At 67.1% G+C, this 12,257-nt stretch carries 15 protein-coding genes; 7 read left to right on the top strand and 8 right to left on the bottom strand.

Annotated features, from left to right (window positions below):
• Window positions 1-14: 14 nt before the first annotated feature.
• Together RCF13_RS04385 and RCF13_RS04380 are read right to left on the bottom strand one after the other, a co-directional pair.
• The gene (locus RCF13_RS04385) at window positions 15-896 is read right to left on the bottom strand and encodes a DUF3298 and DUF4163 domain-containing protein (RefSeq protein ID WP_061477997.1); all 882 of its coding nucleotides are present in this window, start codon (window positions 894-896) and stop codon (window positions 15-17) included.
• 37 nt (window positions 897-933) lie between these two features.
• A complete protein-coding gene (locus RCF13_RS04380) occupies window positions 934-1,236 on the bottom strand; it encodes a GNAT family N-acetyltransferase (protein WP_005417588.1) in 303 nt (100 codons plus the stop codon).
• Window positions 1,237-1,444: 208 nt separating this feature from the next.
• On the opposite strand from RCF13_RS04380, the gene RCF13_RS04375 reads away from it, so the two are divergent.
• A complete protein-coding gene (locus RCF13_RS04375; RefSeq protein ID WP_180883853.1) occupies window positions 1,445-1,606 on the top strand; it encodes a hypothetical protein in 162 nt (53 codons plus the stop codon).
• A 48-nt stretch (window positions 1,607-1,654) separates the two neighbouring features.
• Here RCF13_RS04375 and RCF13_RS04370 read toward each other — a convergent pair whose 3' ends face one another.
• Both RCF13_RS04370 and RCF13_RS04365 read right to left on the bottom strand, forming a co-directional pair.
• Window positions 1,655-2,278, bottom strand: coding sequence for a rhomboid family intramembrane serine protease (locus tag RCF13_RS04370; protein WP_005417591.1), 624 nt, complete (start codon window positions 2,276-2,278; stop codon window positions 1,655-1,657).
• A 7-nt stretch (window positions 2,279-2,285) separates the two neighbouring features.
• Window positions 2,286-3,851: an oligopeptide:H+ symporter gene (locus tag RCF13_RS04365; protein ID WP_061477998.1), complete on the bottom strand. Its 1,566-nt coding sequence runs from the start codon at window positions 3,849-3,851 to the stop codon at window positions 2,286-2,288.
• Between the two features lie 162 nt (window positions 3,852-4,013).
• Between RCF13_RS04365 and RCF13_RS04360 the strand changes: the two genes are divergently transcribed.
• A complete protein-coding gene (locus RCF13_RS04360; protein ID WP_061477999.1) occupies window positions 4,014-4,862 on the top strand; it encodes an endonuclease/exonuclease/phosphatase family protein in 849 nt (282 codons plus the stop codon).
• 71 nt (window positions 4,863-4,933) lie between these two features.
• Here the strand turns inward: RCF13_RS04360 and RCF13_RS04355 are convergent, their stop codons facing one another.
• Complete coding sequence (locus RCF13_RS04355; protein WP_005410310.1) at window positions 4,934-5,545, bottom strand: superoxide dismutase; 612 nt, start codon at window positions 5,543-5,545, stop codon at window positions 4,934-4,936.
• A 219-nt stretch (window positions 5,546-5,764) separates the two neighbouring features.
• Here RCF13_RS04355 and RCF13_RS04350 point away from each other — a divergent pair, with 219 nt between their 5' ends.
• A complete protein-coding gene (locus RCF13_RS04350) occupies window positions 5,765-6,217 on the top strand; it encodes a ribonuclease domain-containing protein (protein WP_061478000.1) in 453 nt (150 codons plus the stop codon).
• Window positions 6,217-6,630 carry a barstar family protein gene (locus RCF13_RS04345; RefSeq protein WP_061478001.1) on the top strand — a complete coding sequence of 138 codons (414 nt, stop codon included), beginning with the start codon at window positions 6,217-6,219 and terminating at the stop codon, window positions 6,628-6,630. The genes RCF13_RS04350 and RCF13_RS04345 overlap by 1 nt, the downstream gene beginning before the upstream one ends.
• 132 nt (window positions 6,631-6,762) lie before the next feature.
• Here RCF13_RS04345 and RCF13_RS04340 read toward each other — a convergent pair whose 3' ends face one another.
• Window positions 6,763-8,532 carry a hypothetical protein gene (locus RCF13_RS04340; protein ID WP_308140900.1) on the bottom strand — a complete coding sequence of 590 codons (1,770 nt, stop codon included), beginning with the start codon at window positions 8,530-8,532 and terminating at the stop codon, window positions 6,763-6,765.
• Between the two features lie 10 nt (window positions 8,533-8,542).
• The gene (locus RCF13_RS04335; RefSeq protein ID WP_308140899.1) at window positions 8,543-9,142 is read right to left on the bottom strand and encodes an NfuA family Fe-S biogenesis protein; all 600 of its coding nucleotides are present in this window, start codon (window positions 9,140-9,142) and stop codon (window positions 8,543-8,545) included.
• Between the two features lie 90 nt (window positions 9,143-9,232).
• Between RCF13_RS04335 and RCF13_RS04330 the strand changes: the two genes are divergently transcribed.
• The 3 genes from RCF13_RS04330 (at window position 9,233) to zupT (ending at window position 10,903) form a co-directional block, all read left to right on the top strand.
• A complete protein-coding gene (locus RCF13_RS04330; protein ID WP_021203009.1) occupies window positions 9,233-9,583 on the top strand; it encodes a 4a-hydroxytetrahydrobiopterin dehydratase in 351 nt (116 codons plus the stop codon).
• Window positions 9,580-9,996 (top strand): energy transducer TonB, encoded by a 417-nt coding sequence (locus tag RCF13_RS04325; protein ID WP_005417613.1) that lies wholly within the window; start codon window positions 9,580-9,582, stop codon window positions 9,994-9,996. The genes RCF13_RS04330 and RCF13_RS04325 overlap by 4 nt, the downstream gene beginning before the upstream one ends.
• A 97-nt stretch (window positions 9,997-10,093) precedes the next feature.
• Complete coding sequence (gene zupT / locus RCF13_RS04320; protein WP_049417245.1) at window positions 10,094-10,903, top strand: zinc transporter ZupT; 810 nt, start codon at window positions 10,094-10,096, stop codon at window positions 10,901-10,903.
• A 347-nt stretch (window positions 10,904-11,250) separates the two neighbouring features.
• Here the strand turns inward: zupT and RCF13_RS04315 are convergent, their stop codons facing one another.
• Window positions 11,251-12,225 carry an RluA family pseudouridine synthase gene (locus tag RCF13_RS04315; RefSeq protein ID WP_061478005.1) on the bottom strand — a complete coding sequence of 325 codons (975 nt, stop codon included), beginning with the start codon at window positions 12,223-12,225 and terminating at the stop codon, window positions 11,251-11,253.
• Window positions 12,226-12,257: the final 32 nt, after the last annotated feature.

The following is a 12,257-nucleotide window of genomic DNA, read 5'->3' as shown; positions in this document are numbered from 1 at the left end:
CTCCTCGACTGCGGTCAACCGCGTGCGAACAGCTCCACGTAGTCCTTGGCCACGTGCGGCAACAGCACCGCCGCCGGTACATCGGCGGTCTGGGTGCCGTCCGAGTATGGACCCACCTGGTACGGAGGGAAAACAAAGCGCAGCGCGGTGATCTGCCCCTTGTCGTCGGTCAGTGGCTGGAACTGGCTGAAATTGTCGGCCTGCGGGCCAGTACCGTCGGCGATCATGCGCGATGCGTTGCGCAGCGCTTCCTGCAGCTGGGCCGGGTCCATGTCCTCGCCGCTGAGGCGGGTGGCCACGCGTTCGCGCAGCTGGTCGGCGACGAACTCACTGATCACCTTCCAGCCCTTGGCATCGGCCACCAGCTTGTCGGCGCTGAGCATCTGCTGCTGCTGCGGCAGCCACACGAAGCGCGCCACCAGCGGTTCGCCATGGGCGCCGCCGGTATAGCGGCTGCCATCAGCACTGACCACCACCAGCTGCGGCGTTTCCAGCAGCTTCTCGAAGCTCAACGACAGCTCGTAGGGCATGGTCGGCTTGTCGTTGCCCAGCCCGTCCAGCGCCTGCTGCAGGTCGCTGCGTGCGCTGGTGGCATAGTCCTGCAGCGCGCGCGCCAGGCCGGGGTAGCGGTCGATACCCGCCGGGTAGCTGATGCCCACCACCTCACGCTCGTTGTTTTCGATCACGTCGCGCAGGTCCAGCGGCGCTTCCGTGGCCGGCGTCTCGCCGGCGGCGGTGGCTTCGGCGGCGGGCGCCGCGTCGGTCGCCGGTGCCGGCTCGCTTTCACGCTGGCAACCGGCCAGCAACAGCACGCCCACCACGCCGGCCAGCACGCTGCCGTGCAATGGCCGGTTGTTTCCAATCTTCATCGGGATCCCCTGTTCATGTTTGTACATCATCGCCTGCCATGGCTGAAGCGTGGCCCGCTGGCACTCAGCCAACGAGCAGGTCGTGGTACTCCTCGTGCCGCTGCAGGAAAGCCTCGGCGTAGGAACATGCCGGCACCACCTTGTACTTCTGCTCGCGGGCGAAACGCAGTGCCACGCGGGTCAGCTCACCGGCGATGCCACGGCCGGCGATCGGCTCGGGCACCTCGGTGTGGGTGATCACCATGCGCTTGCGCTTGATCTGGTAGTCCAGCACCGCCAGCTGTCCTCGCACACGGGCGGTGAAGCGGTGGTTGGCCAGGTCGTGTTCGACCTCGTAGGCCAGACCGGGGGGCGTGACCGAAGCCATGGAACTGTCTCCTGCGGCGACTGCGTGGATGGTGCGCAGCCGGGCGCCATGATCGCGTGAAGCCTGAACAGGGGCAAGTCCAGTCCATTCACGTCAGTTTTCGCCCTCAAGCTGGAGGCGGGCCGGCCGCTATCGCCTATGGAGGGGTACGGCCAGGCTGGCACGACCCTTGCGACCGTTGACCATGCGCACCACCGTGGAGGCTCCCATGCACGCCAGCAATTCCCATTCCGATACCGACCGCGCCCTGCTGGAGGGCCTGCTGCAACTGGCGGTGGAAGGGCAGACCGAGGATCAGGATTTCCAGCGCATCGGCGAGGAAGTGTTCGCCCGCCTGCTGGATACCTACGGCCACACGACCCAGGCCTGAAACCGGATACGCCGGGGCCGGATCCACAGGATCCGACCCCGGCACGCTTCAGCCGCCCAGGCGGAAGGTCGGGTTGGAGAGTTCGCGCAGGAAGTGGTTGAAGATGCTCGGCTGCATGGCCAGCATGAAAATCACGCCGAACGCCGCACCTGCCAGGTGCGCGCTGTGGTTGATGCGGTCGCCGCCGCGCTTGTCCATCCAGATGCTGTAGCCGACGTAGAACGCGGCATAGATGATCGCCGGTGCCGGGATGAAGAACACCAGGATGATCGACCACGGCTTGATCAGGATGAAGGCGAACAGCACCGCCGACACCGCACCGGATGCCCCGAGGCTGAGGTAGTTCGGATTCTTCTGGTTCTTCAGGTAGCTGGGCAGGATCGAGACCAGCAGCGCGCCGATGTAGAACGCCGGGTAGGTCAGGTAGCTGCCGGTCAGCTGCACCATCACACTCTCGATGAATCCCCCGAAGAAGAACAGGGTGATCATGTTGAAGATCAGGTGCGACCAGTCGGCGTGGATGAAGCCATAGGTCACCAGCCGGTCGTACTGGCGATGGCGGTCGACGGCCGGCGGCCACAGGATCAGGCGATCGGCCAGCTTGCGGTTGTTGAACGCCATCCACGACAGGATGGCGGTGATGGCGATCAACAGCAGATTGACAGGGGTCATGTCAGGCTCAGGCGCTACGGTAGTTATCGACCATACGATAGCGTTTCGCGTACCAACCGAAGGCCAACGCCGCGACGAAGGCGAAACCGGCGAAGAAGAACATCAGGAACGCCGCTTCGCTCAGGCCCGTACTGGCAATCCTGTGGGTCACGGCATCGTTGCGCACGGCAGCGTTCGACAGCAGCACCCACAGGTTGCCGATGGTGGTGGTCAGGTTCCAGAAGCTCATCACCACGCCCTTCATCGCCTGCGGCGCCTGGCTGTAGGCGAACTCCAGGCCGGTGGCCGAGACCAGCACCTCACCGAAGGTCAGCAGCGCATACGGCAGCATCTGCCAGAAGATCGACATGGCGTTGCCGCCGTCCATCACCACCTGGATGCCGCCGACCACGATCCAGGCCAGGCCGCTGAAGGCGATGCCGGCGGTCATGCGGCGCAGCGCGGTCGGCTCAAAGCCGAAGCGGCGCAGGGCCGGGTACAGCACCAGGTTGTTGAACGGAATCAGGATCATCACCAGCAGCGGGTTCAGCGCCTGCATCTGCGAGGCGGTGAACCAGCTCGGCATCTGCATCTGCTGGCCCTGCAGGACCCAGGTCGAGGCCTTCTGGTCGAACAGCGAGAAGAACGGCGTGGTCAGCGCGAAGATCACCAGCACGCGCAGCACCGAGCGCACGCCTTCCACGGCTTCGGCCGGATGCTGGCCACGGGCGCGGTCCAGCTGCAACCAGGTACCGCCACCGATGCCGGCGAGGATGGCCACCAGCGCCAGGCACAGGCAGATCACGATGCCCAGCGAGCCGACCAGGCCGAACGAGGCCGCCGCCAGCGCCAGGCCGAGCACGGCGATCACCAGGCCCGGACGGCCCTGGCCGGCCACGCGCGTGGTCAGCGCGGTACGCACCACGTTGGCGAATGAATGCGGATCCTTCGGCGGCAGCGGCACCAGCACGTAGCGCTTGCGGCCCAGCCAGAACACGAAGGTAGCAATGAACATCAGGATGCCCGGGATACCGAACGCCCACTGCGGACCCCAGTTCTTCAGTGCCAGCGGGATCAGCAGCGAGGCGAACAGCGAGCCGAAGTTGATGATCCAGTAGAAGGCGTCGAAGACGATCTTGGCCAGGTGCTTGTTGCTCTGGTCGAACTGGTCGCCCATGAACGAGGCCACCAGCGGCTTGATGCCACCGGCACCCAGCGCGATCAGGCCCAGGCCGAGGAAGAAGCCCTCGCGGCTGTTCTCGAACAGCGCCAGGCACAGGTGGCCGGCGCAGTAGACCAGGCTGAACCAGAGGATGGTGTGGTATTTGCCGAAGAACCTGTCGGCCAGCCAGCCACCGAGCAGCGGGAAGAAATACACGCCGATCATGAAGCTGTGCATGATGTCCTTGGCTTCACCGGCACGGCCTTCCGCAGTGATTTCCTGCAGCAGCAGCGAGGTGATCAGGAACTGCACCAGGATGTTGCGCATCCCGTAGAAACTGAACCGTTCGCAGGCCTCATTGCCGATGATGTACGGAATCTGGCGCGGCATCTTTCCTTGGCCGGCGATGGGGGCGACTGCGTCGTGGCTCATCCTGTAAGGCATTCCTGCAAAGCGAAAGGCGCAAGGTTACCGGAACCAGGACCTGCGAAGCACGCTGCAGGGCTGCATGACAACGGTGCCAATCCATGGCAGGCAGTGCAGGCCCTGCCGGAAGTCACGGCACCTCCACGACAAAAGCGTAAACTTATCGTTATGTGCCCCCTCGCCCCCGCCCGCCTCCTGCTCAGCTGCCTTGCGCTGTTGCTGGCATTGCAGGCGCAGGCACGACCACAGGCGCCGGCCGCCGTTGCCAGTGAGAGCGAACCTCGGCAGCTGACGGTCGCCGCGCTGGAGCTGCCCAGCCGCGATGACGCGCAATGGAAGCAGCGCCGCGAGCAGGTCGCACAACTGCTGACTGACCTGCAGCCGGACGTGATCTCGGTGCAGCAGGTGCTGCAGCAGCAAGGCCGCAACCCGGCCTGCTGGCTGGCCAGCCGGCTGCGCTACAGCTGCGACTTCGTCACCGCCGACCCACCCAGCCAGCCACTGCGCCATGGCAATGCCATGCTTACCCGGCTGCCGGTGAGCGAGGACGGCGTGACCCTGCTGCATCCTCCCGGCACCTTCAGTGCGGCCGGCATGATGCGCCTGAAGCTGGGCGAGGCGCTGGTCAACATCTATGTGGCGCGGCTGCGCCCGGACCCGGACGAGGCCACTGCCCGCCAACACCAGACCAGCGACCTGATGACCTGGATCGGCGCCACCGCCGAAGGCATGCCCAGCCTGATCGCGGGCGACTTTTCGGCCAGCACGGTGGAGCTGGTGCGGAGCACGCCCGGCTTCCAGCCGGCACGGCGCAATCCCGGCGGCCGCCCCGAGCCGCCTGCGGCCAGTGGCGGCGGCGCCAGTGGCCACGGCTTGGACGTGCTGTTCCAGGTCAAGCACTTCGGCGGCATCCGCCAGCAGCCGATCCTGCTGCCCGCCGACGGCGACCTGCCCGGACTGCGCCTGGGCGTGTTGGCAACCCTGCGCCTGCAGGACGCTACGGCCACGGCGGAATAGGTCGTGCCGGGATCCTGCAACAGAAAAGGCCGGGGTCTCCCCCGGCCTTTCCACTCATCCCGTCACCGCGATCAGGCGATCGCTTCCTGGTAACGGCGCTCGACTTCATTCCAGTCGATGACGTTGAAGAACGCGCCGATGTATTCCGGGCGGCGGTTCTGGTACTTCAGGTAGTACGCGTGTTCCCACACGTCCAGGCCGAGGATGGGGGTGTTGCCTTCCATCAGCGGGCTGTCCTGGTTGCCGGTGCTCTCGACCACCACCTTCTTGTCCGGGGTCACGCTCAGCCACGCCCAGCCGCTGCCGAAACGGGTCAGCGCCGCCTTGGTGAAGGCATCCTTGAACTTGTCGAAACCGCCCAGGTCCTTGTCGATGGCCTTGGCCACGTCACCCACCGGGTTGCCACCTGCGTTCGGGGCCATCACGGTCCAGAACAGCGAGTGGTTGGCATGGCCACCACCGTTGTTGCGCACCGGACCCTGCAGGTTCTCCGGCAACGACTTGAGCTTCTTCACCAGCTCTTCGACCGGCAGGTCAGCGTATTCGGTGCCTTCCAGCGCCGCGTTGACGTTGTTGATGTAGGTCTGGTGATGCTTGGTGTGATGGATTTCCATCGTCGCCGCATCGATATGCGGCTCCAGCGCGTCGTAGGCGTAGGACAGCTTGGGCAGGGTGTAGGCCATGATGCATCTCCTGATTGCGAGGGCACCCGACGATGTCGGGCGGTGCGCCGTGAATGATGGGGACAGACCCGCAGATTACCAAGGGGGATGTAAAGGAAATTGCGTCCTGCCAGTGAGCACGACGGCAATTGTTACGCAGCAGTGACGCGGCGCCCTCCTCATGCGCCATGCAGCGCGCAGGCGCTACAGTGCGTGTACCACCCTCGCCCGCCCCTGCCCATGCGCAACCCCCGGCTGCTGATCACCGCCATCGCCCTGCTGCTGCTCGGCCTGGTCGCCAACCATTTCCTGCAGCGGCCGCCGGCGCCACAGTTCGCACCGGACCTGCAGGGAACACCGACCGCACGGGCCCCTGCCACGGCCACGCCCGGACGGGACAACGGCCTGCCCGCGTTCCTGCCCACCGAAGCACGCCAGACCATTGCCCTGATCCAGCGAGGCGGTCCATTCCCGCACCGCCAGGACGGCACCACCTTCGGCAACCGCGAGCAGCAGCTGCCGCAACGTCCGCGTGGCTACTACCGCGAGTACACCGTCGACACCCCCGGTGCACGCACGCGTGGCACGCGCCGCATCGTCACCGGCGGCGATCCGCCGGAGGCGTGGTACTACACCGACGACCACTACGAATCGTTCCGCAGCTTCACCGTACCGGCCCAGGGAGCGCAGTGATGAGCCACGATGATTTCGGCCTCGGCCTGCATGACATCAACAATGCCGGCGTCTATGCCATCGACAGCGATGACATCGGCGCACTGGCCGCAGCGATGCGCGATGCCAGCCTCAAGGTGATCCGCATCGATCTGGAGGGCGTGACGGACAAGCGCACCCTCCTCGCCCGGCTCGCCGCGCAACTGGATTTCCCGGCCGGTTTCGGCGGCAACTGGGATGCACTGTCGGACAACCTGCGTGATCTGCAATGGCTGCCGGCCAACGGCTACGCGCTGTTCCTGTGCGATGTGGACGCGCTGCGCGCCGCCGCACAGAGGGACTTCGACACCCTGCTGGACGTGATGGATGAAGCCAGCCGCGATTGGGTCGGCCGCGACGTCCCGTTCTGGGTGTTCCTGTCGCAGAGCGCGTAAGGGCAACGCCCTGATAGAGGCTGACCTTGGTCGGCATGGGCGTGCCCCCCCATGGATCATCCACGCATGGCGTGGATCTACCCGGCGCAGCTGGATGCACAGTAGATCCACGCCATGCGTGGATGCGCCGTCCTAGCGGCTCCCGTTGTCTTCCTGCAGTTCCTTCTTGAACGGGATGTCCGGCGGTGGTCGTGCCACGGCCGGCTGGTCCTGCATGTTGGGGTTGGTCAGGCCGCAGCCGCCACCGGCCTGCAGGATCGAAATGACGCAGGAGATCTTCGAGTTGGTGCCCGGCAACGGAATCTCCATCGCCTTGACGCCCTTGCGCACCCATTCGGCCAGCAGCGATTCCTGTGGCACCCAGTACTTGTCGAACGACGTCGGCGTGTAGTCGTACGGCGGACGTTTCAGCCATGTGCCCGATTGCGCGATGCGCTCCTTGCTCCAGCCGTCGTTGGCGCCACCGGGCGCACCGCGCTCGGCATGGCCATCGCCGTCCTGGCCTGGCACGCGCACGCTGCCATCGGCATTGAACAGGCCATTGCCCTTGCCGGCACTGCTGGCCTGGCGGGCGCCACTGCTGGCACCGTCACGGTTACGGCTGGAGGAACCCCAGTCGTCGCCCTTGGCAGGCGTGGCCCAGTTGCCTGGATTGGGCGCCGGGCGCGCTCCGGCGTTTGCCGGTGTGCTGCCGGAGGCCGACGGACGCGTGCTGCTGCTCGTCTGCGCCGCGCTGCCTTGCGCCGCAGCCGCAGGCGTCACGGAGGCACTGCCACTGGAGGATGCCGGTGCCGCCGCCGGTGCCGGGGCCACTTCACGCTCCCGCACCTGTACATCACGACCGGTGGGCGCGCGTACGGCGGGCTCACGCCCGGCCACCGCCGCCATCCGCACCTGCGGATCGGCCACGGCCTGCACTTCACGTTCACGCACCTGCACGTCCTGCTGTGGCACGCGCACCTGCATTTCAGGGCTGCGCAGCGGTTTGGGCGCGACGGGCGCTTCGACGATGCTGACTTCGCGTTCGCGCACCTGGATGTCACGCACCTGCGGCGTGCGCACGGCCAGTTCCGGGCTGCGCATCTGGCTTGGCGTCGGCGGCGCCTGCACCGGCTGCACGCTGCGCTCGCGCACAGCGGGCGTGCTGTCACGTGGTACGACGCTGACTTCGGTTCGCGGCACGCTGACCGGCGGCACCACGAAATCCGTGCTGGCCTGCGCCACCTCGGTGGCCTGGACCGGTGAAGGCGGCGGCGCGGCAACCGGCGCCGGCTCGGCTTCGGCTGGCGGAGGAGGAGGAACACTGGCGGTCGGCGCGGATGCAGGGGAAGATGCGGCGGCTTCGGCAGCCGCCGGACGCGGGGCAGGAGCTGTGGCGGCGTCCGCCTGCTGCCCCGTCGCAACCCGACCTGCCGCAGCGGCCGCAGCGACTTCGGCGCCGGGCTGATCACCCCCGCCTTCCTGGGTCGCGCGGCCGACGAACTCCACCTGCACGCGCTCGCCCTCGGCGCCCTCTTCGTCTGGCGCAGTGGTGCGGATCACCGCCACCCACAGCAGGAGCATGAAGAACAGCAGGTGCAGCAGTGCGCTGATCAGCGCCGAGGTCCAGCGCATCCAGCGCTGGTCGCGCGGCGCAGCGTCCCAGTCCTGCCAGAACAGACGGCGCAACGCCTGACACGGTGACAACTGCGGCGATTGGCCTGGCCGGCCGGGCAGCGGACGCGGACGCGGCAGCAATACCGCAATCACTTCGCTGGCATGCAACGGCCGCGGCAGCGGCCCCAGCGAGCGCAGCCACAACGCCCAGCCATAAGGCAGGCGCGTGGTCTTCTCAAGGACGGCGCGGGGCTGCTGGCGCGCCAGCAGCAGATCGATGAGTTGCTCGGCCCGGGTCAGAGGCACGCGTCAGCGATCAGGCGACGTTGTCGCGCGGGATGTACGGCGCGTGGCCGCTGTCGTGGTCGGTCGCGTCGCGCACGGCGGTCACGCCCGGCACGCGGCCCATCAGGGTCTTTTCGATGCCCTGCTTGAGCGTCACGTCGGCCATGCCGCAGCCCTGGCAGCCACCACCGAAGCGCAGCAGCACCACGCCGTCGGCCGAGACTTCCTGCACGGCCACCTTGCCGCCATGCGAGGCCAGCTGCGGATTGACTTCGTTCTCCACCACCCAGTGCACGCGCTCGACCAGCGAGGCCGCATCACCGGGCGCTTCACCCTTGATGTGCGGCGCCTTGATGGTCAGCTGCTGGGCACCGGCGGTGCCGGCGACGATGTCGATCTCGGCACCGTCGAGCCAGCCAACGCTGCCGGCATCGACATAGAGGGTGAAGCCATCGCAGTCCACCGCCCACTCGTCGCCCAGCAGGTCGGCGGGTTCGGCGAATTCCAGCCGGGCGTCGGCGCGCGGGGTACCGGGGTCGACCGCGCTCAGGCGCACGCCCATGCCAGGCACGCCCTCGCGTTCGATCAGCTTGCGGAAATGGGTCTGGGCAGTGTCGGAGATCTGGATCATCAGGCTATTCTAGCCAAGTAAGCGTCAGCCGCTCATTCGGTTTATACACCGTCCGGCGCATTGTTCAGTCAACACGAGGTGGAGATTCCCATGGCCGACCTGATTCCACTGGCCCAGGCCCGTTGCGTGCCACGCAAAGGCAGCGACCACAAGCTCGGCGAAGCCCGCCTGGCCGAACTGCTGCCGCAGGTTCCCGGCTGGGAACTGAGCGAGGGCGGGCAGGCCCTGACGCGCACCTTCCGCTTCAAGGATTACTACGCCACCATGGCCTTCGTGAACGCGCTGGCCTGGATTGCCCATCGCGAGGACCACCATCCGGACCTGGGCGTGCACTACGACCGCGCGGTCGTGCGCTTTTCTACCCACGACGTGGGCGGTCTGAGCGAGAACGACTTCATCTGCGCGGCAAAGACTTCGGCCCTGACGGAGCAACTGCCATGAACGTACGCTTGCTGAGCCTGTCCCTGATCGCTGCGACCGGCCTGGCCGGCTGCGGCTCGTCCGAACCGCCGGCACCACCGCCGCCACCGCCGACCGAAGTCGCAGCGGTGAAGACGCCGCCGCCGCAGTACCCGCTTGAACTGGCCTGCATGGGCGTGGGCGGCACCAGTACGTTCAAGGTGACCATCGGCACCGACGGCAAGCCGAGCGAGGTCGCCCTGCTGACTGGCGCGGGCAACCCGCAGCTGGACGAACTGGCCAAAACCGCCGTGCAGGGCTGGCAGTTCAAGGCCGCGACACGCAATGGCCAGCCGGTGCCGGCCACCATCCAGGTGCCGGTCAGCTTCAACCCGCCGCAGCCGAAGCCGGACCAATGCTTCGCCATTGAAGAGCGCCTGCGTCGCGGCGGCTGATCGCACGCACCCGACGAGGCCAGCCGGCGCCCGCCTCGCCCTCGCCGCCCCGGCCCTGTCCGGGGCGGTTGTCTGTTGACCAGGACTGCGTCGGTAGATGCTGCAGATTCCCCCCGAAAACATCTGGATTGCGCTGGCGGTCACCCTCGCGGCCGGCCTCGCCACTGCGATCGGCAGCCTGCTGGTGCTGTTCTCGCGCCGCCCCAGCCCGCGCCTGCTGGCGTTCGGCCTGGCCTTCGCCGGCGGCGCGATGGTCTATGTGTCGCTGTCGGAAATCCTCAACAAGTCCATTGCTTCGTTCGCACTGGCCCATGGCGAGCGCACCGGCTTCACCTACGGCACCCTGGCGTTCCTGCTGGGCGTGATCGTGATCGTGCTGATCGACCACTTCATTCCCAACCCGCATGACAGCCTGGACAAGCAGGATCCCGCGTTCCGCGAAAACAGCCGCGAGTACCTGAAGCGGGTCGCGCTGCTGACCTCGGTCGCGATCACCGCGCACAATTTCCCGGAAGGGCTGGCGACCTTCTTCGCCACGCTGGAAAGCCCGTCGGTGGGCATGCCACTGGCCTTTGCGATTGCCATCCACAACATCCCCGAGGGCATCGCGATCGCGGTGCCGGTGTACTTCGCCACCCAGAACAAGGCCTATGCGTTCAGCGCCAGCCTGCTGTCGGGCCTGGCCGAGCCGGTGGGCGCCGCGCTCGGCTACTGGTTGCTGTCCGGGTCGCTGTCGCACGCCACCTTCGGCTGGGTGTTCGGGCTGATTGCCGGCGTGATGGTGTTCCTGGCGCTGGATGAGCTGCTGCCGGCCGCCAAGCGCTATGCCAAGGGTCACGAGACCGTTTATGGGCTGGTGGCGGGCATGGGCACGCTGGCGATCAGCCTGGTGCTGTTCAAATGGTGAGGGGTTTGCGGCCGACGGGCTGAGCCCCCTCGCGGCTGGTACGTCCCACAGTATCGAGAGGTCACGGGCGGGTATGGGCCTACGCTGCGGATGTCCGGGTCCGCCTTGTAGCGAGCCGAGCACCGCAGGTCCGGCGAGGGCGAAGAGGCGCGGGTGTCTGAGCGCAGCGCGTTCCGCGCCGTCCCTCGGCGGACCGAGGAGCGCAGGGCACCGGCGCGCGGCGCCTGCTCGCGGATGGCGGCGTGTTTCTTTGGTTACTTTCTTTGCACGAGCAAAGAAAGTGACAAGCCCACTCTCCGTAGGGAAGCGACGGCGCCGACCGAGCACCCGGCGGCGCCGAACCGCCGTCAGCGCAGGCGGTCCAGCGCCTCGACCAGCTCATCCGCCAGCGGCGCGTTCAGCACATACGGGCTCTTGCCGTCGTCCAGTGCAAACTCCAGCGAGGCCGCGTGCAGGAACAGGCGCTTCAGCCCGATCTGCTCACGAAGCCGCTTGTTGACCGCAGGATCGCCGTATTTGTCGTCACCGGCCACCGGATGGCCCAGATGCTGGGCATGCACGCGGATCTGATGGGTGCGGCCGGTTTCGATGCGCACCTCGCAGTACGACTGGCCGCCGCGGCGCTCCAGCACCCGGAAGTGACTGATCGATTCCTTGCCGATGGCATTGACCTGTACATGGCGCTCGCCGCCCTGGCGCAGGCCCACGTGCAGCGGCGCGTCGACGGTCATCACGCCGTCCGGCATGCGGCCGGCCAGCAGGGTCAGGTAGCGCTTGCGGATGCCGGCGCCGTGGTCTTCACGCAACAGCGCCTGCAGTTCGCTCAGCGCCGAACGCTTCTTGGCCACGATCAGCAGGCCCGAGGTGTCGCGATCCAGCCGATGGACCAACTCCAGTGTCTGTCCCGGGCGCAACGCGCGCAGGGTCTCGATGGCACCGAAGCTGATGCCGCTGCCGCCATGGCTGGCCACGCCGGAGGGCTTGTTCAGGGCCAGCAGCCGGGCGTCCTCGAAGACGATGGCCTGCTCCAGGCGCCGCATGAACGCCTCTGGCGGGGCGGCCTTGTCTCCTTCCTCGCTGAGACGGACCGGCGGCACACGCACCTCATCGCCCGCCTCCAGCTTGCGCTCGGCCTTGGCGCGGCCGCCGTTCACCCGAACCTGCCCGCTGCGCACCAGCTTGTACACCAGGCTGCGCGGGGCTCCCTTCAGCTGGCCGAGCAGGAAGTTGTCCAGGCGCTGGCCGGCGCGGTCGGCGGGAACGGTGATCATGCGCACGGAAGGCTTGTCGCCAGCGGGTTTGGTCGGGTCTTGGGCGGTCATCAGGCTGTTTATTCTGTTACACTCGGGGGGCG

Origin of the sequence: Stenotrophomonas maltophilia group sp. RNC7 (assembly GCF_030910085.1) — a bacterium.
Taxonomy (GTDB): domain Bacteria; phylum Pseudomonadota; class Gammaproteobacteria; order Xanthomonadales; family Xanthomonadaceae; genus Stenotrophomonas; species Stenotrophomonas sepilia.
The sequence above is the reverse complement of the archived record's forward strand: the minus strand, read 5'-3'. Positions and strand labels throughout refer to the sequence as shown.

Excerpts from the sequence above, each read along its gene's own strand:
- RCF13_RS04375 (WP_180883853.1), top strand. The coding sequence starts at position 1,445 with ATGCACGCCAGCAATTCCCATTCCGATACCGACCGCGCCCTGCTGGAG.
- RCF13_RS04385 (WP_061477997.1), bottom strand. The coding sequence starts at position 896 with ATGTACAAACATGAACAGGGGATCCCGATGAAGATTGGAAACAACCGG.
- zupT (WP_049417245.1), top strand. The coding sequence starts at position 10,094 with ATGCTGCAGATTCCCCCCGAAAACATCTGGATTGCGCTGGCGGTCACC.
- RCF13_RS04380 (WP_005417588.1), bottom strand. The coding sequence starts at position 1,236 with ATGGCTTCGGTCACGCCCCCCGGTCTGGCCTACGAGGTCGAACACGAC.
- RCF13_RS04355 (WP_005410310.1), bottom strand. The coding sequence starts at position 5,545 with ATGGCCTACACCCTGCCCAAGCTGTCCTACGCCTACGACGCGCTGGAG.
- RCF13_RS04315 (WP_061478005.1), bottom strand. The coding sequence starts at position 12,225 with ATGACCGCCCAAGACCCGACCAAACCCGCTGGCGACAAGCCTTCCGTG.
- RCF13_RS04350 (WP_061478000.1), top strand. The coding sequence starts at position 5,765 with ATGCGCAACCCCCGGCTGCTGATCACCGCCATCGCCCTGCTGCTGCTC.
- RCF13_RS04335 (WP_308140899.1), bottom strand. The coding sequence starts at position 9,142 with ATGATCCAGATCTCCGACACTGCCCAGACCCATTTCCGCAAGCTGATC.
- RCF13_RS04330 (WP_021203009.1), top strand. The coding sequence starts at position 9,233 with ATGGCCGACCTGATTCCACTGGCCCAGGCCCGTTGCGTGCCACGCAAA.
- RCF13_RS04370 (WP_005417591.1), bottom strand. The coding sequence starts at position 2,278 with ATGACCCCTGTCAATCTGCTGTTGATCGCCATCACCGCCATCCTGTCG.
- RCF13_RS04365 (WP_061477998.1), bottom strand. The coding sequence starts at position 3,851 with ATGAGCCACGACGCAGTCGCCCCCATCGCCGGCCAAGGAAAGATGCCG.
- RCF13_RS04325 (WP_005417613.1), top strand. The coding sequence starts at position 9,580 with ATGAACGTACGCTTGCTGAGCCTGTCCCTGATCGCTGCGACCGGCCTG.
- RCF13_RS04360 (WP_061477999.1), top strand. The coding sequence starts at position 4,014 with ATGTGCCCCCTCGCCCCCGCCCGCCTCCTGCTCAGCTGCCTTGCGCTG.
- RCF13_RS04345 (WP_061478001.1), top strand. The coding sequence starts at position 6,217 with ATGAGCCACGATGATTTCGGCCTCGGCCTGCATGACATCAACAATGCC.